Source organism: Bacillus sp. RC51, assembly GCF_044908115.1.
Classification (GTDB): domain Bacteria; phylum Bacillota; class Bacilli; order Bacillales; family Bacillaceae_G; genus Bacillus_A; species Bacillus_A mycoides.
This window is the reverse complement of record NZ_JBIYCW010000001.1, coordinates 15919-38645: the sequence shown is the minus strand read 5'-3', so window position 1 is coordinate 38645 and position 22727 is coordinate 15919. Positions and strand designations below refer to the sequence as shown.

General features: G+C 36.4%; 26 protein-coding genes, 2 riboswitches and 1 other annotated feature. Of the genes, 4 read left to right on the top strand and 22 right to left on the bottom strand.

The features are described 5' to 3' along the window. Positions 1-142: 142 nt before the first annotated feature. On the top strand, positions 143-1417 hold the full coding sequence (locus ABH959_RS00210) for a murein hydrolase activator EnvC family protein (protein ID WP_044437969.1): 1275 nt from the start codon (positions 143-145) through the stop codon (positions 1415-1417). Positions 1418-1515: 98 nt separating this feature from the next. Then, complete coding sequence (locus ABH959_RS00205) at positions 1516-1677, top strand: hypothetical protein (RefSeq protein WP_002158647.1); 162 nt, start codon at positions 1516-1518, stop codon at positions 1675-1677. Between the two features lie 30 nt (positions 1678-1707). Here the strand turns inward: ABH959_RS00205 and ABH959_RS00200 are convergent, their stop codons facing one another. From ABH959_RS00200 to ABH959_RS00145, 12 genes are all read right to left on the bottom strand, one after another. Then, positions 1708-3063 carry a sodium-dependent transporter gene (locus tag ABH959_RS00200; RefSeq protein ID WP_002086712.1) on the bottom strand — a complete coding sequence of 452 codons (1356 nt, stop codon included), beginning with the start codon at positions 3061-3063 and terminating at the stop codon, positions 1708-1710. A 111-nt stretch (positions 3064-3174) separates the two neighbouring features. After that, positions 3175-3421 (bottom strand) — a binding site (T-box leader). Positions 3422-3482: 61 nt separating this feature from the next. Further along, positions 3483-4100, bottom strand: coding sequence for an NAD(P)-binding protein (locus tag ABH959_RS00195; RefSeq protein ID WP_002166092.1), 618 nt, complete (start codon positions 4098-4100; stop codon positions 3483-3485). Continuing rightward, positions 4075-4827 (bottom strand): sirohydrochlorin chelatase, encoded by a 753-nt coding sequence (locus ABH959_RS00190; protein ID WP_002030685.1) that lies wholly within the window; start codon positions 4825-4827, stop codon positions 4075-4077. The genes ABH959_RS00195 and ABH959_RS00190 overlap by 26 nt, the downstream gene beginning before the upstream one ends. A gap of 1 nt (position 4828) precedes the next feature. Continuing rightward, positions 4829-5605 (bottom strand): uroporphyrinogen-III C-methyltransferase, encoded by a 777-nt coding sequence (gene cobA / locus ABH959_RS00185; protein ID WP_002030683.1) that lies wholly within the window; start codon positions 5603-5605, stop codon positions 4829-4831. Positions 5606-5689: 84 nt separating this feature from the next. Further along, positions 5690-5890 (bottom strand): DUF3906 family protein, encoded by a 201-nt coding sequence (locus ABH959_RS00180; RefSeq protein WP_000366913.1) that lies wholly within the window; start codon positions 5888-5890, stop codon positions 5690-5692. 10 nt (positions 5891-5900) lie between these two features. After that, positions 5901-7523 carry a nitrite/sulfite reductase gene (locus tag ABH959_RS00175; RefSeq protein WP_404492152.1) on the bottom strand — a complete coding sequence of 541 codons (1623 nt, stop codon included), beginning with the start codon at positions 7521-7523 and terminating at the stop codon, positions 5901-5903. An 11-nt stretch (positions 7524-7534) separates the two neighbouring features. Next, positions 7535-8128 (bottom strand): adenylyl-sulfate kinase, encoded by a 594-nt coding sequence (gene cysC / locus ABH959_RS00170; RefSeq protein WP_002011691.1) that lies wholly within the window; start codon positions 8126-8128, stop codon positions 7535-7537. 12 nt (positions 8129-8140) lie between these two features. After that, the gene (gene sat / locus ABH959_RS00165; protein ID WP_113937016.1) at positions 8141-9277 is read right to left on the bottom strand and encodes a sulfate adenylyltransferase; all 1137 of its coding nucleotides are present in this window, start codon (positions 9275-9277) and stop codon (positions 8141-8143) included. Between the two features lie 39 nt (positions 9278-9316). Beyond that, positions 9317-10021, bottom strand: a complete 705-nt coding sequence (locus ABH959_RS00160; protein WP_113937015.1) for a phosphoadenylyl-sulfate reductase — start codon at positions 10019-10021, stop codon at positions 9317-9319. Between the two features lie 87 nt (positions 10022-10108). Next, positions 10109-10252 carry a YezD family protein gene (locus tag ABH959_RS00155; RefSeq protein WP_000116159.1) on the bottom strand — a complete coding sequence of 48 codons (144 nt, stop codon included), beginning with the start codon at positions 10250-10252 and terminating at the stop codon, positions 10109-10111. Positions 10253-10324: 72 nt separating this feature from the next. Next, positions 10325-10433: riboswitch (SAM riboswitch) on the bottom strand. A gap of 117 nt (positions 10434-10550) precedes the next feature. Beyond that, complete coding sequence (gene lysA, locus ABH959_RS00150) at positions 10551-11867, bottom strand: diaminopimelate decarboxylase (RefSeq protein ID WP_219301800.1); 1317 nt, start codon at positions 11865-11867, stop codon at positions 10551-10553. Between the two features lie 180 nt (positions 11868-12047). Further along, positions 12048-12229, bottom strand: a riboswitch (Lysine riboswitch). 89 nt (positions 12230-12318) lie between these two features. Next, complete coding sequence (locus ABH959_RS00145; RefSeq protein ID WP_016092994.1) at positions 12319-12714, bottom strand: DUF3888 domain-containing protein; 396 nt, start codon at positions 12712-12714, stop codon at positions 12319-12321. A 253-nt stretch (positions 12715-12967) separates the two neighbouring features. Here ABH959_RS00145 and ABH959_RS00140 point away from each other — a divergent pair, with 253 nt between their 5' ends. Both ABH959_RS00140 and pssA read left to right on the top strand, forming a co-directional pair. Beyond that, the gene (locus ABH959_RS00140; RefSeq protein WP_242308971.1) at positions 12968-14854 is read left to right on the top strand and encodes an LTA synthase family protein; all 1887 of its coding nucleotides are present in this window, start codon (positions 12968-12970) and stop codon (positions 14852-14854) included. A 165-nt stretch (positions 14855-15019) separates the two neighbouring features. Beyond that, positions 15020-15721 (top strand): CDP-diacylglycerol--serine O-phosphatidyltransferase, encoded by a 702-nt coding sequence (pssA, locus tag ABH959_RS00135; RefSeq protein WP_002011698.1) that lies wholly within the window; start codon positions 15020-15022, stop codon positions 15719-15721. A 32-nt stretch (positions 15722-15753) separates the two neighbouring features. Here the strand turns inward: pssA and ABH959_RS00130 are convergent, their stop codons facing one another. The 10 genes from ABH959_RS00130 to hisD all read right to left on the bottom strand — a co-directional run bounded on the left by ABH959_RS00130 (position 15754) and on the right by hisD (position 22718). Then, positions 15754-16734 carry a 2-hydroxyacid dehydrogenase family protein gene (locus ABH959_RS00130; RefSeq protein WP_002011699.1) on the bottom strand — a complete coding sequence of 327 codons (981 nt, stop codon included), beginning with the start codon at positions 16732-16734 and terminating at the stop codon, positions 15754-15756. A gap of 135 nt (positions 16735-16869) precedes the next feature. Then, positions 16870-17034 (bottom strand): YozQ family protein, encoded by a 165-nt coding sequence (locus tag ABH959_RS00125; protein ID WP_002030670.1) that lies wholly within the window; start codon positions 17032-17034, stop codon positions 16870-16872. 68 nt (positions 17035-17102) lie between these two features. Beyond that, a complete protein-coding gene (locus ABH959_RS00120; protein ID WP_404492151.1) occupies positions 17103-18122 on the bottom strand; it encodes a histidinol phosphate phosphatase domain-containing protein in 1020 nt (339 codons plus the stop codon). Between the two features lie 12 nt (positions 18123-18134). Beyond that, positions 18135-18458: a phosphoribosyl-ATP diphosphatase gene (hisE, locus tag ABH959_RS00115; protein WP_002086729.1), complete on the bottom strand. Its 324-nt coding sequence runs from the start codon at positions 18456-18458 to the stop codon at positions 18135-18137. A gap of 10 nt (positions 18459-18468) precedes the next feature. Further along, entirely contained in the window at positions 18469-18774 is a 306-nt protein-coding gene (gene hisI / locus ABH959_RS00110; protein ID WP_002086731.1) for a phosphoribosyl-AMP cyclohydrolase, read from the bottom strand. Beyond that, complete coding sequence (gene hisF / locus ABH959_RS00105) at positions 18771-19529, bottom strand: imidazole glycerol phosphate synthase subunit HisF (RefSeq protein WP_113937009.1); 759 nt, start codon at positions 19527-19529, stop codon at positions 18771-18773. The genes hisI and hisF overlap by 4 nt, the downstream gene beginning before the upstream one ends. Then, complete coding sequence (hisA, locus tag ABH959_RS00100; RefSeq protein WP_404492150.1) at positions 19523-20242, bottom strand: 1-(5-phosphoribosyl)-5-[(5-phosphoribosylamino)methylideneamino]imidazole-4-carboxamide isomerase; 720 nt, start codon at positions 20240-20242, stop codon at positions 19523-19525. The genes hisF and hisA overlap by 7 nt, the downstream gene beginning before the upstream one ends. Next, entirely contained in the window at positions 20215-20844 is a 630-nt protein-coding gene (gene hisH, locus ABH959_RS00095) for an imidazole glycerol phosphate synthase subunit HisH (RefSeq protein WP_404492149.1), read from the bottom strand. The genes hisA and hisH overlap by 28 nt, the downstream gene beginning before the upstream one ends. Then, positions 20845-21429 carry an imidazoleglycerol-phosphate dehydratase HisB gene (gene hisB, locus ABH959_RS00090; protein WP_002030662.1) on the bottom strand — a complete coding sequence of 195 codons (585 nt, stop codon included), beginning with the start codon at positions 21427-21429 and terminating at the stop codon, positions 20845-20847. It abuts the gene before it with no gap. Continuing rightward, complete coding sequence (gene hisD, locus ABH959_RS00085) at positions 21429-22718, bottom strand: histidinol dehydrogenase (protein ID WP_002126285.1); 1290 nt, start codon at positions 22716-22718, stop codon at positions 21429-21431. The genes hisB and hisD overlap by 1 nt, the downstream gene beginning before the upstream one ends. Between the last annotated feature and the right edge of the window lie 9 nt (positions 22719-22727).

The window sequence follows — 22727 nt, the reverse complement described above, 5'->3', positions numbered from 1 at the left end:
TTTATGACAAACACTACGAAAAGATACTAAATTCCGACAAAACTTAGCAAAATTATAAAATTTTCTTTACATTATGATTACAACGATAGACACTCTTCTTCTTATGATATATAACATTCATAGGGAAAGGAGCAAGACAACCATGAAAAAGAAATTTGCAGCATTTAGTGTTTTAGCAGCTGGAACGATTTTCGTTTCCCCGTTACTTTCACCCGTATACGCTGAAACGAATGAGAATAAATTATCTAATATTCAATCCGAATTAGAAGGCAAACAAAATGACTTACAAAATAAATCAGCTGAGAAAGAACAAATAGAAAAAGAAATCCAGGAATTACAAAAGAAAATCGACGAATTAACTACTTCTATTAATAAAAACGAAGCTGAATTAAACGATACAAAAAAAGAAATTAGCAACACACAGCAAGTTATTACTGAAAAAAAGAAACATATAGAGCAATTACAAACGAACATAGATACACGACAGGAAGTTATTAAACAACGACTACAATCTATGCAAGAAAAGCCTCGTACGAGTATCATTACAGAAGTAATAACAAGTTCTGCAAATATTGCTGATCTTGTTGATAATATGTATTCTGTAAGTTTAATTTTAAATAACGATACAGATATTGTGAAAAAGCAAACAAGTGATCAGAATGCTGTTACGACAGAAAAAGAAGCTGTTGAGAAAAAAGAGCAGCAATTGAAAGAATCCGAGCAAAAATTAGAACAAAAACAGCAAGAATTACAAAGTAACCAACAACAGCAACAAACTTTTATTAACGATCTACATACGAAAGTAGCAAAAGTAGATTCAGAGATTGAAGGGTTAGAAGAATCAAAAGGCATTTTAGAAAACCAGCGTCAAGCTGTTCAAAAAGCAATTGAAGAAGAAAAACGTGCAGAAGAAGCGCGGAAAGCTGAAGAGGCACGTAAGGCTGAGGAAGCAAAAAAACAGGTAGCCGCTTCTGCTAAAGAAAGCACACAATCCGCACCAACACCGCAAGATACGAACAAAGGTGGATTTATTAAACCTGCCGCTGGATCGAAAACTTCAGGATTTGGTACACGTTCTTTAGATAACCATAAAGGAATCGATATCGCAGCTTCAGGAACAGTGCCAATCGTAGCTGCTGCAGATGGCGTCGTTATCCGTTCAGAATTATCATCTAGTTACGGAAATGTTGTATACTTATCTCACCGTATAAACGGAAAAACATATACAACTGTATATGCACATATGAGTAGCCGTTCTGTATCTAATGGACAAACTGTAAAACAAGGCACTCAACTTGGATTTATGGGGAACACTGGCCAATCATACGGACAACATTTACACTTCGAACTTCACCTTGGGGAATGGAATGTCGGTAAGACAAACGCAGTTGATCCATCTCCTTATATCGGATTATAAAAAACTCGGTGCATACCGAGTTTTTTTTACTACTTCACACTTTTTAGGCATTTTACATAAACTACAACTAAATGCCTATATTTTGCGGGGTGATAAATATGAATACACAATTACAAGAAGAAATAGAAGAAGCTAGAGAAACATACATCGGCCGGTTATTTACATTCGGCGGCTCAGCGTTATTTTTAATTGGATCATTTATCGCAGTTGTCACAGCTTATAAAGCATATAATCGCTTATTAAATACTTCTACAACATAATAAAAAGACGGAGAAATCTCCGTCTTTTTATTATGCAAATATTTTAAATACGCCTACCGCATTTAAAAATACGATAATTACAGTTACCGGAATAACATAACGAAGCAAGAAGAACCAAATATTAAACAATGTTTTCCCTTTCGTTTCCGTAACTTCTAATTCCTTCATTAATAGCTCTTTACTCATTTTATTTGGTACAAATAGCGAAATGGCTAGTACTCCGAGTGGCAGTAATACATTACTTACCGAAAAATCGACGAAATCAAAGAATGTCTTACCAAATATTTTCACATCACTCATAATTCCAAACGATAACGCTGATGGAATTCCAACTGCAAAAATAAGAATACCAATTAATAACGAAGCTGACGGACGCTTCTTCTCATTATCTTTCGCAACAGATGCTACTACAATTTCAAGCATTGAAATCGCAGATGTTAAAGTCGCAAAGAAGAATAAAACTAAAAACATAATGAAGAAAAATTGTCCAAATGGAATTTTTGCAAAGACAGCAGGAAGAACGATAAACAGTAGCCCTGGTCCTTCTGTCGGTTTAACTCCTAATGCGAAAATCGCTGGGAAAATCGCTAACCCTGCAAGTACTGTAATAAATACAGTTAAACTTACAATAGATGTTGCTGATTTAGCTAAATGCTCTTCTTTCTTTAAATACGAACTATACGTTACCATTACCGAGGCACCTACCGTTAGTGAGAAGAAAGATTGCCCCATCGCATATAAAATCGTATCTGCTGTAAGCTTTGAAAAATCTGGTTTTAAGAAGAACTCTACCCCAGCCATAGCACCATCAAGTGTTAATGCACGAATAATGATAGCAATAAATAAAATGAATAATAACGGCATCATGTACTTACTTGCTTTTTCTATGCCTTTTTCCACACCTTTACTAACAACAAAAATGGTACAAAGCATAAAGATGAATTGCGCCCCAATCGCACTTACTGGATTTGAAATTGTTTCAGCAAACAATTGTCCATAATCGACTACTCCGTTCCAAAAACTACCTGTGACACTATAGTATAAATAAAGTAAAATCCATCCACCTACAACACTATAAAAAGATAGTACGCTAAAACAAGTAACAACCCCCATACGACCAATCCAAGGATATAACTTGCTATTCGGTACTAATACTTTATAAGCTGTAACGGCCTCTTTTTGAGTACTACGGCCAATAACAAATTCAGCTAAAAGAAGAGGCATACCAATAAATAAAGTTAATAGTAAGAATACAAGGAAGAATGCGCCTCCCCCACCATTACCTGCAACATATGGAAACTTCCATATTGCACCAAGACCTACTGCGGCTCCGGCTGCTGCGAGTACAAAGCCAATTTTCGACGTCCATTGCTGTGTTTCTTTCATCATAAATTCTCCTTTTCTGAATATTATAACTTTTATCAATTATACACTTTCATTTCATACTCGCACACCTCCTTTAGAAAATAAAAAAGTCCCCTACACGCAAATATGCATGTAGAGGACGATATATGTAATAGAATACCGTGGTACCACCTCAATTGGATCAATAAATCCCACTTGTTCAGGTACAGGAAAATTCCGATACCCTATCCTTTTAACGGCGGAACCCGGGTTGCCTACTGCAATGTTCAGCATACCTCTCGCAAGCCCATTCTGTATATTTTATCGTACCGGGCTCACACCTTACCCCAGCTCTCTGAACGCATCAAATATACGTACTCTTCTTGCTCATCGATTTCATCTTTTGAAGTTACTTGTGATTATAAATTATATTTTTATATTTGTAAAGCACAATTCACTCACTATCCTATATAAATTCCCCTCTCTAATTCTTGTAAAAAAAGCTCTCTTTTTTGTTCACTTTGAACATATATCGACTTTAATACTTCTTGTAACAATATATTTTTTTGCCTTTTCTCTACTTGTAATTCTTTCACTTTTAGTCTAACTTCATATAAAAAATCAAGATACGATTCATACTTCTCATCATATTTATTTGCGATATCATCACGAATTTTTTTTGCAAGTTTCGGACTTGCCCCTCCAGTAGAAACAGCTACATTAAGCAATCCACGATGAATTGCCGCCGGAAAATGAACATTTCCACTTTCCGGATTCGTAATAACATTTACCAATTGATTCACTGCGGCATCTTCAGCAATCTGTTCATTTAGTACCGAATCACTAGTCGCTGCAACTACTAAAAAAGCATCTTTAATATCACTTTTCTCATACTCTCTTTGATACCAACGAATTTGCTTTTCTTCTACAAGTTTCACTAAATTTGCATCTAATTCTGTACTTACTACAACAATATCCGCACCTTGTTTTAGTAAAGGAATAATTTTAAACCCCGCTACTTTCCCTCCACCAATGACAACAACACGTTTCTTATCAACTCGCACTGTAAGTGGATACATATTGATCTCCCTTCAATATTTCCTCTGTTTTCTGAATTAACATCTCTCGAAACGCTACATTCTTTCCTAAATAGGGACTTATTTTTATCTCTTCCGACTCATATTGACGCACTTCTTTCTCAACATGTTTCATGAGTAAGCCTGTAAATAATAAGTAAGGTAACACAACAATGTTCCGTTCTTTTTGTTCTACAATTTCTTTCAACCTCTCATCAAACTTCGGCTCCGCGGCTGCTAAATAACAAACTTCCACCTCTTTAATGTTCTCTTCTTTTTGAAATAAAGAAGAAATCCACTTTATGTCTTGTAAAGTTTCCGGATCACTACTCCCTCTTGCAACGAGCAAAAGTGTTACTTCTTCTTTGTAGTCTTTAATACCACTTCCGTTATATACCGCTTTTACAAGCACTTCTGATACACCAAATGGATTACCATACACTATTTTGATATCCGGATATTCCTCGTTTAACTTTCGTAATTCAAACGGAATATCTTTCTTTACATGTCCTGCCGCTAATAAAAAAACAGGAATAGCGACAATCTCTGTAGCACCACGCTTCACACATGTACGAAACCCTTCTTCAATAGAAGGATTCGCTAGCTCTAAAAAACAAATTTCTTGAATATTTGCCTCTACACGGTTCATACATGACGTAATAAATGCAACCGCTTCTTCTTTTGCTGCTTTCAAACGGCTTCCATGACATATATATATAACAGCCTTCATTTTACAATACTCCGCTTACTTGATATGCATTTTCCGTTTGTTTCTCAAACCAATGTATCTTTTCTCTAAAACGGACAACTTCTCCAATAACAATCATACTTGGATTTTGAATTCGTTCTTTTTTGGCAACATCTACAATTGTTCCTAACGTCGCTGTAACAGTACGTTGCATAGATGTCGTTCCCCACTCAATGATAGCGGCAGGTGTACTTTGATCTTTTCCATGTTTTATTAGTTGTTCACATATGTAAGGTAAATTACTAACCCCCATATAGACCGCTAATGTATCTACACCTTTCGCTAAACTTTCCCACTTCACTTCCTCTTCAGCCCCTTCTTTCCGGTGCCCTGTCACAACAGCAAAACTTGCACTTGCATCGCGATGCGTTACTGGAATTCCAGCATAAGCAGGAGCAGCTATACCAGCTGAAATACCAGGAATAATTTCAAATGGGATACTTTGCTTCGCTAACGCTTCAGCTTCTTCTCCACCTCTTCCAAATACAAATGGATCTCCGCCCTTAAGTCTCGTTACAACTTTTCCTTTTTTCGCATATTTAATAAGAAATGTGTTAATTGTCTCTTGCTTCATCGTGTGATAATTTGGGAGTTTCCCGCAATAAATTAAATCCGCTTCAGGCTTTGCATGAGAAAGCAATTCTTTATTTACGAGACGGTCGTACAATATAACATCAGCCTTCTCGATGCATCTCAACCCTTTAACAGTAATTAAATCCGGATCACCAGGACCCGCCCCGACGATATAAACCTTCCCCATAATCTCTCCTCATTTCTACTATAAAATGAAACTTCCACTCCTAATCACGAATGGAAGTTACTATTATTTCGTATTACATGTTCTCTACTCATGAATAACAAATGCCGCCCCTTTTCGAATCTTCTTTTTTTCAAACAAAGAAATCTCTTTCACTTCTGGTAACGGTAAAAAATGTTTTTCAAGCTCAATTTCCGCAAGCTTAAATGCCTGTTCTTCACTCTGAGCAACGACAACAATTGGAACAATACTATTTACTAATACAGCTTCAAATCGATATAAGTCCATATTGCCCCTCCTAAGATGCTATTACTTCTTCTAATACACGATTTAGTACAATTTGTAATTCTTCCACTCCAACACGTCCTACGAAATCATAAAACGTTTCGGCTAGTAATTTATTCTTTTGGAAATAACTTAAAAAGGACACGAGAACATCCGGCAAATCTTCTCCATCTATTTTCCCTTTTAACTTTTCGTTATATGCTCCTCCGTCTAATAGTGTTCCGCCCACATATATTTCAAACGCCTCAACGATTCCCTTTTCCTTCGTTTTCAGTTTTATCCCTTGCAAACCAATATCAGCAATTTGACGTTGACCACATGAGTTCGGGCATCCTACCATATGAATTCGAACCGGAACATCGAGTGCAATTTGTGTATCTAAGTACTCTGCGATTTTGCGTAATCTTTCTTTCGTTTCTACTAGCGCAAGATTACAATACTCAATGCCAGTACATGAAACCGCATGACCGATAAACGATTTCGGATTTGCTGAAATTGCTTCAAACAACGGTTCACTTAATAATCCTGCAACATTTTCTGGCGGAACATTCGGAATAATGAAGTTTTGTGAGTTACAAGTTCGAATTTGCCCGTTTCCATATTTCTTTGCAATTCTTGCAATCTCAAACATTTCCTCTGCGTGTAAACGCCCTACTGGTACATTAAAGCCGACATACTTTAATCCTGCTTGTTTTTGATCTTGAACGCCATAAAAGTATCCTGCATTCCATCCTTTGAGAGCACTTTCCCCTTTACTTTGCAATGGGCCTGTGTATTCTACTAGTTTCTCTTTAAATTTCTCAACGCCCCAGTCAGCGACAAGAAATTTCAAACGTGCTAAGTGGCGTTTTTCACGATATCCAAAATCACGGAATATAGTAGCAATTGCAATCGACACTGCCTTCACTTCTTCTGGTAAAACGAATACATCTAATTCTTCCGCTAAGTATGGACGAGCTGATAATCCTCCGCCTATTTTTATATGAAACCCAACCTTTTCCTCACCATTTATTTCTTTCGTAGCAGGTGTAAACGCCACACAGTTAATCTCTGCATTTGCTGAATTATAAATGTTAGAACTAATAGACATTTTGAATTTACGTGGTAGATTAGAAAACTCTTCATTATGTTGGAAGTAATCGTATATTTCTTTAACAATCGATGTTGTATCAAATAGTTCATTCGCATCAATTCCAGCAAGTGGATTTCCTGTAATATTACGCGTAATATCACCGCATGCCCCTGCTGAAGATAAACCAACTCTAGCTAACCTCTTAAAAATATCCGGAATTTGCCCAATTTCTAACCAATGAAACTGAATCGCCTGTCTTGTCGTAATATCTAACACATCACGCCCATAATCTTCAGCAATGGAAGCCAGCACCTCTGCCTGCGCATTTGTAATAATTCCAGAAGGAATGTTGACACGCATCATAAAATAGCCCGCTTCTTTCGGTCTTTGCAAATACAATCCCGCCCATTTAAAAGCGTCCCACTCTTCTTTCGGAATAGATTCAAATCCATTCTCCGCATAGTAAGGAATATCATTAAAGATTTCTAATCCGTCTTTCTCTAATTTCTTTTTCTCTGTTTGATTTAATTTTTCATTATTAGCCCACACTTTTTCATAACTCATCTTTTATCCCCCTATATGAAACTACGCTCTTGTAAGTACTTCACAATTTGCTCTGCACATTCTTCAATAGAATACTTGTGCGTTTCTACAATTAATTCTGCTTGTTTTGGTTCCTCATACGGTGAATCGATACCTGTAAACTCTTTAATATCACCTTTTCTCGCCTTTTTATAAAGTCCTTTCGGATCACGTTTCTCACACTCTTCAATTGGACATTTTACAAACACTTCTATAAACTCATCTGCAGCTAATAGTTCCCTAACTTGTTTTCGGTCTACTCGAAATGGTGAAATAAACGCTGTAAGGACAACAGTTCCTTGATCTACAAATAACTTCGCCACTTCACCAATACGTCTTATATTTTCCATGCGATCACTTTCAGAAAAACCTAAATCTTTATTTAAACCTTGGCGAATATTATCCCCATCTAGCACATAATTTCCGATATTCTTTTCAAACAGTTTGCGAGCAACCGCATTCGCTACTGTAGATTTACCCGAAGCTGATAAACCAGTAAACCAAACTACAAAACTGTGATGCCCATTCTTCACTCTTCTCTCATCTTTTGAAACAGAAGCTGTATGCCAAGTAATATTCGTATCCATCTCATTCTCTCCCTATTCTGTTACTACTTCTTTTTTCAAACCTTTAATTAGCACTTCCACTACTTCTTTACGACTAAATGTACTTGGCGGAATCTCACCATTCCTTAACATTTCTCGTACTTTCGTACCCGATAAGATGACACGGTCTTCTTTTCCATGCGGACATGTTTTCGTTGAAGCCATTGCTTCACATTTCGTGCAGTAAAAACTATGTTCAAAAAATAACGGCGTAATCCCTAACTCTTCTACTGTAAAATTCGTAAAGATTTCCTGCGCTTCATATGTTCCGTAATAGTCTCCTACCCCAGCATGATCACGCCCTACAATAAAGTGGGTACAACCAAAGTTCTTTCTTACTAGTGCATGAAATATCGCTTCCCTTGGTCCTGCGTAACGCATTGCTGCAGGAAATACACCTAAAAAGACACGATCTTTCGGATAATAGTTTTGAAGTAATACTTCATAGCTTTCCATCCTTACATCAGCAGGAATATCATCTGACTTCGTTTCCCCAACGAGCGGATTTAAAAAGAGACCATCTACAATTTCAAGGGCAGATTTTTGAATATACTCATGGGCACGATGTACTGGGTTTCTCGTTTGAAATCCAACTACTGTTTTCCAAGCGCGTTTTTTAAATTCTTCTCTCGTTTCAATTGGATCTAAATGATAAGAAGGAAACGGATTATTTCCAAAGCGTTTTGTAAGAATAATAGCTCCTCCAACGTAAACATTTGGTCGTTCATATAATTTTTTCACCCCTGGATGTGCTTCATCCGTCGTTTTATATACAAGTAACGCTTCTTTTTCTTTATCTGGTACAAAAATATCTTCTATTTGAATAACACCATATACATTTCCGGCGTTGACAAGTTTTACTTCCTCTCCAACCTGCAGTTTCTCCGCTACTTCTTCTGTTACCGGTAGTGTAATCGGTATACTCCATACGCTACCATTTGCTAAACGAAGCGTTTCTACTACTGAATCATAATCTCTCTCCCCTAAAAATCCTGTAAGAGGGCTATATCCTCCTGTCGCCAAAAGTTCTAAATCACTAAGTGCAATTTTGTCTATCTCGATTTCCTTTACAATGTTCGATATTTCATATGTTTCATCAATGCGGTTTACTAATTCATTTGTTGTACTCATCTTCTTATATCCCTTCTTAGCTTTATTTCAAAATCTATCTCATTGAAAGTGAAGGCCACATTCCGTCTTCATTTTCCCAGCCCATCTTCCATCTCTTGAGTTGCCACCATCACCTACAGGTAATGTACATTTCTCACACCCAATACTCGGATAGCCAACATCATGCAATGGGTTATACGGCAAACTATGTTTATATACATATCGCCAAACTTCTTTCCAAGTCCAATGAATGAGCGGACAAACTTTAATAGATTGAAAACGACGATCTTGATTTATAAACTGTGTATGCTTACGCGTTTCTGATTGTTCCCTTCTTAAGCCTGATATCCACGCTTTTTCCGCTGCTAATGATTTTTCTAACGGTAAAATTTTTCTAATACTACAGCAAAGATTCGGATTACTTTCCCATAACTTCTCTCCATGAAGCTTCGCTTGTTCATCGAGTGTAAGTTCTGGCTGTTTTTCTATAATATTTAATGAAGGAAATCTCTCGCGTACCTTCTTAATTAATTCGTACGTTTCTTGAAAATGAACATTTGTATCCAAAAATACAACTTTAGCAGATGGATTTACTTGGTTTATAAGATGCAATAAAACCATTCCCTCCACCCCAAAGCTACATGCATATACAATTTCATCTTTATATTCTTTATAAGCCCAACTTAATACTGATAGCGCGCCTTTCGTTTCATCTTCTTCAGAAAATGAAACACTATTTTCTTTCCACGTTTCGTACGTCAACATGTTTTTTCCCCCTGTAAAAGCAAAAAGACGGCTTTAACCTATTAAAAATAGATTAAAACCGCCTCTAGTTTTTCTAGTCAGCGCTTTTTACTTTAAACGAACCTTTTCACTTTTTTCTAATTGAATCACTTTTCCATCTTGCACAACAATTGTAATGGAACCATATTTCATATCAGCAAGCATCGCTTGAATTTTCTCAGATACTTCATCAAAATGCTCCCGTACGCTCACGCAAACAGCCCCCCTTTTTATTCATAAAAAAAATCTTTCCCATTTCGAAAAGACTGTTCGGTAATATATTTTACCTTATCTTTCAAAATGGATTCCATTTTGCTGGATTTAGCACCTTGCTTTCTATAAGCAGGTTGCCGAGCTTCGTAGGGCCAGTTCCCTCAGCTTCTCTTGATAAGCTTTGTATTTGTATTTTATCACAATTCTGATTTTTTTCAATCCTAGTTTTCCGATATATTTAATTATTTTTCTTTTTTTAAAAGGAGTTGCCTTTACTAGACAACTCCTTCTTTCTCATTCACACCAGCTCTTTAATACGTATGCGATCGTTCCCAATGATATTTTCATATGTTTCACGTTCTACGACAATTTGTGACGTCCCGCCTTTCGCAAAGACGACAGCTGGTCTACGAATACGATTATAATTATTCGCCATCGAGTACCCATATGCCCCCGTACAAGAAATTGCTAGTAAATCAGAAGAAGCAACTTGCGGTAAGTTAATATCCCAAATCAGCATATCTCCACTTTCACAGCATTTCCCAGCAATCGAAACGAGTTCCTCATTCTCATCATTCCCTCGATTCGCCAACATCGCCTCATAACGGGCTCCGTATAGAGCTGGTCTTAAATTATCTGTCATTCCACCATCGACTGAAACATATTTCCGAATGCCAGGAATCTCTTTCACCGCTCCGACTGTATAAAGTGTTGTTCCCGCATCACCTACGATACTACGACCTGGTTCAATCCATACTTCTGGAAGCGGATATTCACATAATGTAAATTGTTCTCTTATCGTACTTGTTACAGCGTGCACATACGTTTCAAGTGTTAACGGTGTATCTGAATCCGTATAACGTATACCGAAACCTCCGCCCACATTTAATACTTTCATCACATAATGTGTTCGCTCTCTCACTTCTTCTAAAAATTGGCGGAGTACTTCAATTGCTCGAACAAATCCAGCCGTTTCAAATATTTGTGATCCGATGTGCGAGTGAATTCCTAGCACATTATAATTTGATTTTTGCAAGGCAAGCTCAATTGCTTGCATCGCTTGACCATTTGAAACACCAAATCCAAATTTCGAATCCTCTTGACCTGTTGTTATATATTCGTGTGTATGTGCCTCTACTCCAGGCGTTACACGGATTAATATGTTCACAAATTTCCCATGTTGCATTGCTAAATCGTGCAAGATTTCTAATTCTAAGAAATTATCTACTACAAAACAACCGATATTCGCCTGAAGAGCCATAATCATTTCTTCTTCTGTTTTATTATTTCCGTGAAAATGAATACGCGATGCCGGAAAACCAGCTTGGAGCGCAGTATATAATTCTCCTCCAGAAACAACATCTAAAGACATATTCTCTTCACGAGCTACTCGGCACATCTCCATGCACAAGAACGCCTTGCTTGCATATGCTACTTGATAAGAGAAACCACTTTCTTTAAAAGCACGATGAAACGCGCGGCACTTTCCTCGAATAGACTCTTCATCGTATACATAAAGTGGTGTTCCGTATTGTTTTGCTAGCTGCGTCGTATCGCACCCACCAATTTCTAAGTGTCCTTGCCCATTGATTCGGCTTGTGCCGTGTAAATACATTTAAATTCCTCCCTTATTTCCTCTAAAACTCATAACCCCAATCTTCTATTCATTGCAGCACGCTTTTAGATAGACAAAAAACGCGCGGAACAATGTTCACACGCGTTTCTTATTAGGAAAAATATATATTGAAAAAATAAACGAGTTGTTATCTTCTCAAAATAAGAAACCGCATCAACATCTCCAAATAGCTCTTCATAAAATAAATCTTATGACAGTACTACATTTATTCAATGCAGTCCCAATATATGAATAAGATGGTTATTCTTATATTTCGGCAATAGTCCCTTTCAACCTATGATCACAGATTCCACTAAATCTCCCATAGCTTACTCTTTCCTATCGCGGCCTCTACCTTTGAGAGTAGATGAGGTAAGTCTATTTAATTTTCAAACATCTAATTGTTGCTATTAACAATACCAAAGGACCATTTTATTTGTCAAACAATTTTTTATATTGTTTTTTTACAGTTTAATTTTGTATCATTTGGTAAGCGCTTTACTGAAACCTTTGTCACTTCCCATTCGCCCTCTTCGTTATTAAATGTAATCGTTACCTTCTCAAATGGTGGAACAATTTTCCCACCAACCTGTTCATACTTCGTTACTTCAATACTCGCTTGAAATAAATATGTACCACTATACACTTTTTTTAAACTAATAATTTTAGGACATTGATAAGGCTTCAAGCTCCCATATTGTTTTTCAATTGCCTTATTTATTTTTGGAAATAAAACAGAATAAAGGGCATCTTCCATAAGGGGTGCATCATATTGTGCTACCGACACACTCGGTGAAGCAAAAAGTATAACACTACTGCATACTATAAAATATAATAATTTTCGCATTATAACCTCCGTTTTATTACTCGATTCTTTTTGCGCACGATAATTATCATACATAGAAACTCCGTTTTATTGTCTCCCACTGCCCTTTTTCTACTCAATTATTATAAAAAAGCCCACAACTCTCTTTTATTTTCGTATAATGATACTCATAGTATAATAAACATAATAACAAAGGACTGTTCGTATATATAAAATGAGGCGCTAATCAAACCGGCTCACAAGAACCGTCATGCTTTTAGGAGAGGAGTATATTATGCTACAAAATCTGTTTCCAAAACTGCGATTTGCACTAGTTGCAGTCGTTTTATTATGGATAAAAACATATATTGTGTACAAGCTAGCATTTGATATTAGAATTGATAACTTCTTTGAAGAGTTTATGCTTTTTATTAATCCACTAGCTTCGTTACTTTTATTTTTTGGTTTCGCTTTACTTGCATCTAAGTACCGAAACCGAATTATTATTGTAATTAGTTTTATACTGTCATTTATTTTATTTGGAAATGCAATGTTTTACGGGTTCTATAACGATTTTGTTACTTTCCCTGTTTTATTCCAAACAAATAATATGGCTGACTTAGGGACGAGTATAAAAGAACTCTTTACGTATAAAACATTACTTTTATTTGCAGACGCAATTATTTTAATGTTTATTTCGCGTAAATTCCCATCATTTGGTGATAAAACACCCCTTTCTCGCTCTGAGAAGCGAACTTTCTTTAGCGGTGTAACAGTATTATTAGCACTACAAATTGTTGTTTCAGTTATATATAAACCACAAATGTTCTCACGCTCATTTGATCGTCAAACTGTCGTGAAAAATTTAGGGTTATACACATATCATCTATTTGATATTACACTTCAATCTAAGTCTTCAGCTGAGCGTGTATTTGCAAGTGGCGATGGATTCTCTGAAATTAAAAACTATACAGACTCAAAAGATAAGCAAGTTGATAAAAACTTATTTGGAGCTGCAAAAGGTAAAAATGTAATTTTAATTTCAATGGAATCTACACAAAGTTTTGTTATTAATAAAAAAATAAATGGAAAAGAGATTACTCCATTTTTAAATGAGTTTATAAAAGATAGTTTTTACTTCGATAACTTCTATCATCAAACGGGACAAGGTAAAACTTCTGATGCTGAATTTATCGTTGAAAATTCCCTTTATCCGTTAGACCGTGGTTCTGTATTCTTTACTCATGCAACAAATGAATACACTGCCACACCAGAACAATTAAAGAAATACGGATATTCTTCTGCTGTCTTCCATTCAAACGATAAAACGTTTTGGAATCGTGACGTAATGTATCCAGCGCTTGGATATGATCGTTACTTTAATTTAAATGATTACGCAGGCACTGAACAAATGTCTGTCGGTTGGGGATTAAAAGATAAAGAGTTCTTTGAGCAATCTATTCCAAAGTTAAAATCTTTACCACAACCGTTCTATACGAAATTTATTACTTTAACAAATCATTTTCCATTTCTTCTAAATCCAGAAGATCAATATGTTGATGAATTTAATTCCGAAAGTGGTGTTTTAAATCGCTACTTCCCAACCGTTCGTTACACGGATGAAGCTCTTAAATTATTTATTAAACAATTGAAAGACGAAGGACTATATGATAATTCCGTTATTGTCATTTATGGTGATCATTACGGCATTTCTGAAAACCATAATGCAGCTATGGCTCAGTTCCTTGGGAAAGACGCTATTACACCGTTTGATTCTATGCAATTACAACGCGTCCCTCTCATTATTCATGTGCCTGGCCAAGAGGGGAAGGTCATCTCTAAAGTATCTGGTCAAATTGATATTAAACCAACGTTACTTCATTTACTTGGTATTAAAACGAATCAATCAGTTGAATTTGGAACTGACTTATTTATAAAAGAAAAAGATCCTCTTATGGTAATGCGCGATGGTAGTTTTGTAACAGAGGATTATGTGTACACAAAAAATATGTGCTACAAAAAAAGCTCCGGTGAAGAGGCAGATGTAGCGCTATGTCAGCCGTATATTGAAAAAGCAAAAACAGATTTAAAACTCTCTGACAAACTGATTTATGGAGATTTATTACGGTTCGATCCTAACAATCGATATAAAACTGGAACGATGACAACGAAATTTGAATAATGTTAGAAGCAACTTTGTGAAAAGTTGCTTCTTTTTTACTTACACTTCAAATCTTTCACAAATTGGGAATTTTTTTCGTTTGAGAAAGAAATTTATGGTATGATAAAATAAGTAAACTTTCATACACTAATTAAGAATTTATAACAGAAAGCAAGGGATCAGATTTTGTATAGAGCAGCTATTCCAAACTTATTTACGCTCGGGAATTTATATAGCGGATTTTTGTCAATCGGCTATGCATCTTTAGGATATTATAAATCAGCTGCTATTTTAGTACTGATCGGGATGATGTTAGATAGTCTTGATGGTCGTGTCGCTCGTTTATTACGCGTTGATTCACAAATGGGAAAAGAGCTTGATTCACTCGCGGATGTTGTAACATTTGGCGCAGCACCTGCTGTTTTAATGTATTACACATCTTTTTCCAACTACGGAATCATTGGACTATACATAGCGGGATTATTCCCTCTGTTCGGAGCATATCGCTTAGCACGATTTAATGTAACACCATCTTCTACTTCTATGAAATATTTCACTGGAGTTCCGATTACTGCAGCAGGAGGGCTTGTTGCTTTCTTAACATTATTTTCACATACCATTCCAAAAATCGTTCTCATTACCGTATTCGTAACGTTCGCATTTTTAATGGTGAGCCGTGTTCGTATCCCAAGTTTAAAAGATGTACCAATTCCACGATATAGCATAATTATTACACTATTTTTAGTTGGAATTATTATCACAATGTACCAAACAAGTTTTGGCAACATTTCTGTTTTCTTATTCATTGCCATTCCACTATACATTTTGTATATGTTATCTCAATTTATTAGACAAAGACCTTCTAAAAAAGCGAATAAAGAAAAATAAAGAAACCTTCCGTATTTCGGAAGGTTTCTTTTTTATTTTGTAACTAATACTTTTTGATTTACAGGTGTTACAGGTTCTTCACCATTTAATACAGCTAAAATATTTCTTACTGCCATTTCAGCCATTGCATCACGTGTTTCGAATGTTGCATTTCCTACGTGAGGAGCAAGTACTACATTCTTTAATCCTTTTAGCTCTTCTGTAATTTTCGGTTCAAATTCAAATACGTCAAGAGCTGCACCTTCAATTTCATTCGTTTTTAGTGCATGAGCAAGTGCTGATTCATTCATAATTGGTCCACGTGAAGCATTTATAATATATGCTGTTTTCTTCATCATTTTAAACTGTTCTTCATCAATCATATGATGTAATTTCGGATTATAAGCACAGTTAATTGTAATAAAGTCCGCTGTTTGTAATAATTCTTCCAACGTTACGTATGTCGCTTCCAGTTCACTTTCAGCTTCAGGCTTTCGATTTGGTCCTGTATATAAAACATTCATTCCAAATGCTCTCGCACGCTTTGCAACTGCCTTCCCGATTTCCCCAAGGCCAATAATTCCGATTGTCTTACCGTGCACTTCGCGGCCCAAGAAGAATAACGGTGCCCATCCGTTAAATCCAGTTGTACGACATAACGTATCACCTTCAGGAATTCTACGTGCAGCTGCTAAAAGAAGTGCAAACGTTAATTCTGCTGTTGCCTCTGTAGATACTTTCGGCGTATTTGTAACAGCAATACCCTTTTCTCCAGCATATGTGTAATCAATATTATCGTAACCAGCACCATAATTTGCGATAATTTTCAAGTTTGGTGCTGCGTCAATAACCTCTTTCGATACCTTCGTAGAAAGTAAGCTTAAAAGTGCATCTTTATCTTTTACACGTTCTGCTAATTCTTCTACACTAATTAATTCTTCTTTATTGTACATTTCTACATCATGATTTTTCAATAATTCTAATCCGATTTCTGGAATTTTCCCTGCTACTAATATTTTCGCCACTACTAACACCTCTTCTATACAAAATATGATATCTCTTATATTTCATTGTAAGAAATCTACATATAAAAACCAAGGAATTTGATTATAGTTTTGAAAATCGACACTTTTCCATAAAAAAAGAGGAGATGCAACTCTCCCCTCTTTTTACGCTTTTTCTTGCGATTCTTTCCCAAGCTTCGCATCGATTGTTCCTTCTGCAACTGTATCGCTAATTTGTTCCTCAATAACTGAGTTAGCAGTATTATTTGTTTCAGAAGTATAGGCTTGATCTGCCGCTTGTACGTTTTGTTTATTTTGTTGTTTCGCCATTTTTTATCCTCCTTTTCATTCTTTCTTATTTTGAACAAAAAGGGTGATTTTCATCAAAAAATCGTGTTTCATTTTGAAATTATTCCTTCTTCTTCAAGCAATCTCATCGTTCTTACTCGTTTCGTAAATGTAGCTATGTGAGAAATATCATGATTGCGTAATGTCTTTATATTCTCTTCCACATACTTTCCTAAATCATTCGGATAATGGGCATCTGAGGATAGAGTAATCGGAACTCCATGCTTAGCTAATACTTGTAAATAAAGCGGACTTGGGCACATTTCGCGCACAGGATATCGATAGTACAATCCCGCATTTATTTCTGTTGCTGTATTTGTTTCCACTAACGCACGAGCAATTTCCTTATAATAAGAAAGCTGTTCATTCTCATCCAATCGATAATTAAATACTTTTATGTTATCGAGGTGAGCTATAATATCAAAAAGTTCGGAACGAACAGCACTTTCAACTGTAGCGAAAAACGCGTGATATAAAGTATGTAACTCATGCGTACCAAAATACTCTTTCGTATCTGGATTATCAAATCCCCATCCATCTATAAAATGGACCGAACCGATTACATAATCAAAGTCTCCTAATGCTAGTAAACCTTTTAACTCTTGTTCACCCCCGATAAAATAATCCGCTTCAATTCCAAGTTTGAGCGTTATCCCTCGTTTACTCCATCGCTCCTTTGCCTCTTCAATCATCTTTGTAAAATCATAAATAGACGTTACTCTTACTTGTTCTAACCACTCTTTTTGCAGGCGACCAAGCTTAGAATCACTAATATCTACATACTTTTCATAATATCCTTTCGCTTCATGAAAACGATATAAATGATCGACAATACCAACTTCTTTTATACCTTTTCGCACAGCTTCTTCTAAATATAAATCAATCCATTTCGCTGTAAATGGACCTTCCTTCACACGTCTTTGCAGGCGTTCTTGTGTTTTCATAAGCCATTCCATAGAATGTTTTTCTTCTTTAAGCGGTTCAAAATATTGTAGCGCATCATTTATTTTAGCTAGCCACCCTATTGAATATGGCCCTTCTTCTAAATGAATGTGATAGTCCACTTTCATCCATATTCCCCCTTATAATGTATCTATTTCTCTTCTGTCCCCTACTCGCGAAAGCTTTCCATTTCTTTCTTTCATTTCTTGCATGACATCTTCTAATGGAATATTTTTTTCGGCTAATAGAACAAAACAGTGATAGAACACATCAACCATTTCTTTTACTATTTCTTCTTTATCATTATTTTTAGACGCAATAATTACTTCGGTGCACTCCTCACCAATTTTCTTTAAAATTTTATCTTCACCTTTTGAAAATAAATAATTCGTATATGATTCAGAGAGTGGATTTTTCTTTCGTTCTTCAATTGTTTCAAATAATAACTTAAGGATATCTTCCATATGTATCCCCCTATATAATTTTGTAGTGAAAACACGTTTTTTCTCCCGTATGGCAAGCAGGCCCTACTTGCTTTACGACAACAACGATTGCATCTTGATCACAGTCTAAATAAAGTGATTGCACATATTGGACATTTCCCGATGTACCTCCTTTATTCCATAACGATTGTCTCGAACGGGAATAAAACCATGTTCTTTTCGTTTCCAGCGTCTTGTCATACGCTTCTTCATTCATATAAGCTAACATTAAAACTTCTTTCGTATCTTCCTCGATAACAACAGCTGGTATCAATCCTTTTGCAAAATTAGGTTTCATAACCGCACCTCAACGTTTGCTTCTCTTAATTTTCTCTTTACATCTTGTACAGTCGCTTCACCATAATGAAAGATTGATGCTGCTAATGCTGCATCAACTGTTGTCTTTTGAAATACTTCTATAATGTGATTCACATGACCACATCCCCCTGATGCGATTACTGGAACAGAAACGCTGTTTGAAATTGCTCCTGTTAAACGAAGATCATATCCATTTTTCGTTCCATCTGCATCCATACTCGTCAACAAAATTTCTCCTGCCCCGAGCTGGGCAACGTGCTTCGCCCATTCGATTGCATCCATTCCCGTATTAAGTCTTCCGCCATTTACGTATACATTCCATTTATCTTCTGCTACTTTTCTAGCATCGATTGCTACGACAATACATTGTGAGCCAAAATGCTCCGCACCTTCCTGGATTAACTTCGGATTTCTCACTGCCGCTGAGTTTATTGAAACTTTATCTGCTCCAGCTCTTAGTAAATTGTACATATCTTTAACACTTGAAATCCCCCCGCCAACTGTGAGAGGTATGAATACTTTTGAAGCAGTTTTTTCTACAACATCTATAATCGTTTTTCGCCCTTCATGCGTCGCAGTAATGTCTAAAAATACGATTTCATCTGCTCCCGCATCATTATATAATGCGGCTATTTCAACAGGATCACCGACGTCTTGTAACCCTATAAAATTCACACCCTTTACTACCCGCCCTTCTTTCACATCTAGACATGGAATAATTCGTTTTGCTAACATAGTTTTGTTACCTGTAACACTTTTTCTAAATCAATCGTTTTCTCGTAAAGCGCCTTCCCAATAATGACGCCATATATGTTCATATCATTTAATCTTTTCACATCTTGAATAGATGCGACACCTCCAGATGCAACCACACGAATACCCACGCTTTTTTGCAGTAACTCTAATTGCTCAAAATTTGGTCCTGCAAGTGTCCCATCTTTTGAAATGTCCGTAAACACAATCGTTTGAACACCTACACTTTCCATTTGCTTCGCTAAATCGATGTACGAAATTTCAGACACATCTAACCAGCCCCTCGTTGCTACGAAACCATTTTTCGCATCAATTCCAACTATGATTTGCTCCTTATATAGACGAACCGCTTCTTCTAAAAATGATTTATCGTAAAGGGCAGCCGTTCCTAATATCACTTTTTCTACACCTACTGACAACAACTTCTCCACTGCCGCGAGTGACCGAACTCCTCCTCCAATTTGCACCGGAATACGTACCGCCTTGCATATTTTTTCAATGACAGGTAAATTTACTGACTCCCCAATAATCGCTCCATCTAAATCAACAACGTGTAGTATTTTCGCTCCAAGTTTTTCAAATATGATTGCTTGTGCGACTGGATCTTCATTCATCACCGTTTCTTTACTAAACTCTCCTTGATAAAGCCTGACGCATCGTCCTTCTTTTATATCGATAGCTGGGAAGATTTCCATACTTCTACCACCCCTTTGAAATTTTTTAACATTCGCATCCCAATTTCCCCACTTTTTTCAGGATGAAACTGTGCGCCAAATATATTTCCTTTTGCTACAAAACCAGGTACTTTCACTCCATATTCACTTGCCCCATACACAATTTCATTCGGACAATCTGCATAATAAGAGTGGACATAATATACGAAAGAACCGTCCTCTACTCCATTCCAAAGCGATATTTCTCCTTCTTTTTTTAATTCATTCCACCCCATATGTGGAATTTTATAAGGAACTTTTAACTTTCGAATAACACCTGGCAATAAATTTAATCCGTTACAATTTTGTAATTCCTCACTTTTTTCAAATAAAAGCTGCATTCCTAAGCAAATACCCAGAAGCGGTTTTCCTAAACTCCCAACTTCTTTTAGCACACATACTAAATCTTTTTCTTCTAAAACACCCATCGCTTTCGGAAATGTGCCTACTCCTGGTAAAATAACTCCATCACTTCTCAATATTTCTTTTTTATCATCCGTTATGATGTACTCTGTTCCAATATATTTTAATGCTTGTTCCACACTACGAATATTTCCCATTCCATAATCTATAATTGCAATCAATTACAACATCCCTTTCGTTGAATTTACACCATTAATATTGGCATTTTTATCGACTGCCTCTCTAAGCGCTCGACCGAACGCTTTAAATAAAGCTTCAATTTTGTGATGTGTATTGCTTCCGTATAAAATGCGAGCATGTAACGTAATATTTGCAGCATGAGCAACTGCTCTAAAAAATTCTTCCGTTAATTCTGTGTCAAAATCCCCTAGCTTTGGATTTGTTAATTCACCTTGAAATACAATATATGAGCGCCCGCTTATATCAATCGCTACAAATCCTAAAGATTCATCCATCGGTACATACGCTGAGCCGTAACGGTTAATCCCCTCTTTATTTTGCAATGATTCTTTCAAGCAAGTTCCGAGTACAATTCCAACATCTTCAACCGTATGATGAGCATCAACGAATACATCACCTTCAGCTTCAATTTGCAAACCAAATCTTCCGTGTCTAGCAAATAAAGTTAGCATATGATCAAAAAATCCAACTCCTGTTTGCACAGAAACATTCGTACTTTCATCAAGTTGCAAACTTAATTTAATTTTTGTTTCCGTCGTCTCACGTACTTGACTAGACTCGCGCATTATTCTTCCTCCTTAAACCTAATTTGGATTGCTCTTGCGTGTGCATGTAAACCTTCTTTATTTGCAAGTTCTACAATATGATGCTGTACACTTCTTAACGCTTCTTCCGTATACGAAACGAAGCTTGATTTTTTTACGAAATCATCGACAGATAACGGAGAAAAAAATCTTGCCGTTCCACTTGTCGGTAATACGTGATTCGGCCCCGCCAAATAATCTCCGAGCGGTTCAGGTGCATATGGACCAAGAAAAATTGATCCAGCATGCTTTACATAAGCTAGAGCATTCATTGGCTCTTTTATGTGTAACTCTAAATGTTCTGGAGCGATTTCATTTGATAAATGAAACGCCTCTTCTAAAGAAGGGACAATAAAAATTGCTCCATTTCTTTTTATGGATTCACGAGCGATTTCACTTCTAGGCAACGTCTCTAGCTGCCTTTCTATTTCTCTTTCTACTTCTTTAGCAAGCTTTATATTTGTTGTAATACAAATAGCTGTTGCCCTCTCGTCATGTTCTGCCTGTGATAATAAATCAGCAGCAATATATTCGGCATTTCCTGTTTCATCTGCGATAACTACAATTTCTGATGGTCCAGCAATCATATCGATATTGACTATCCCATATACTTCTCGCTTTGCTAGCGCGACATATAAATTCCCTGGTCCAACTATTTTATCTACTTTAGGAATCGATTCCGTTCCATATGCTAGAGCAGCAATTACTTGAGCACCACCGGCCATATATATTTCATCTACACCTGCAAGACTTGCAGCAGCTAAAATATGCGGATCAATTCCTCCTTGCTTCGGCGGTGTTACCATTACAATTTTTTTCACTCCTGCGAGTTTTGCTGGCAATACATTCATTAATACTGATGAAGGATACGAAGCAGTCCCGCCCGGCACATATACACCTACATTTTCTAACGGACGAATAAGCTGCCCTCTAATTACCCCTTCACTCACGCAATCAAACATAGATTGTCTTTTTTGCTTTTCGTGATACGAGATAATATTTTTCTTCGCCTCTTTTAACGCTTCTAAAAAAGCTTGTTCTACAAACTTACTTGCTTGTTTTATTTCTTCCTCACTTACACGAAAATCTTTTGTCTCTACACCATCAAATTTTTTTGTATAGAACGATAAAGCCTCATCTTTACTCTCCCTTACGTTTTGAACAATTTCACTTACACTTCTTTGAACAGTTTCTTCTATTATATTAGCGCTTTCTCGTAGCGATTTTATTTTCGATAAAGCCTCTTGGAAATCTTCAAAAACTATCTCCATTTAAAGTCC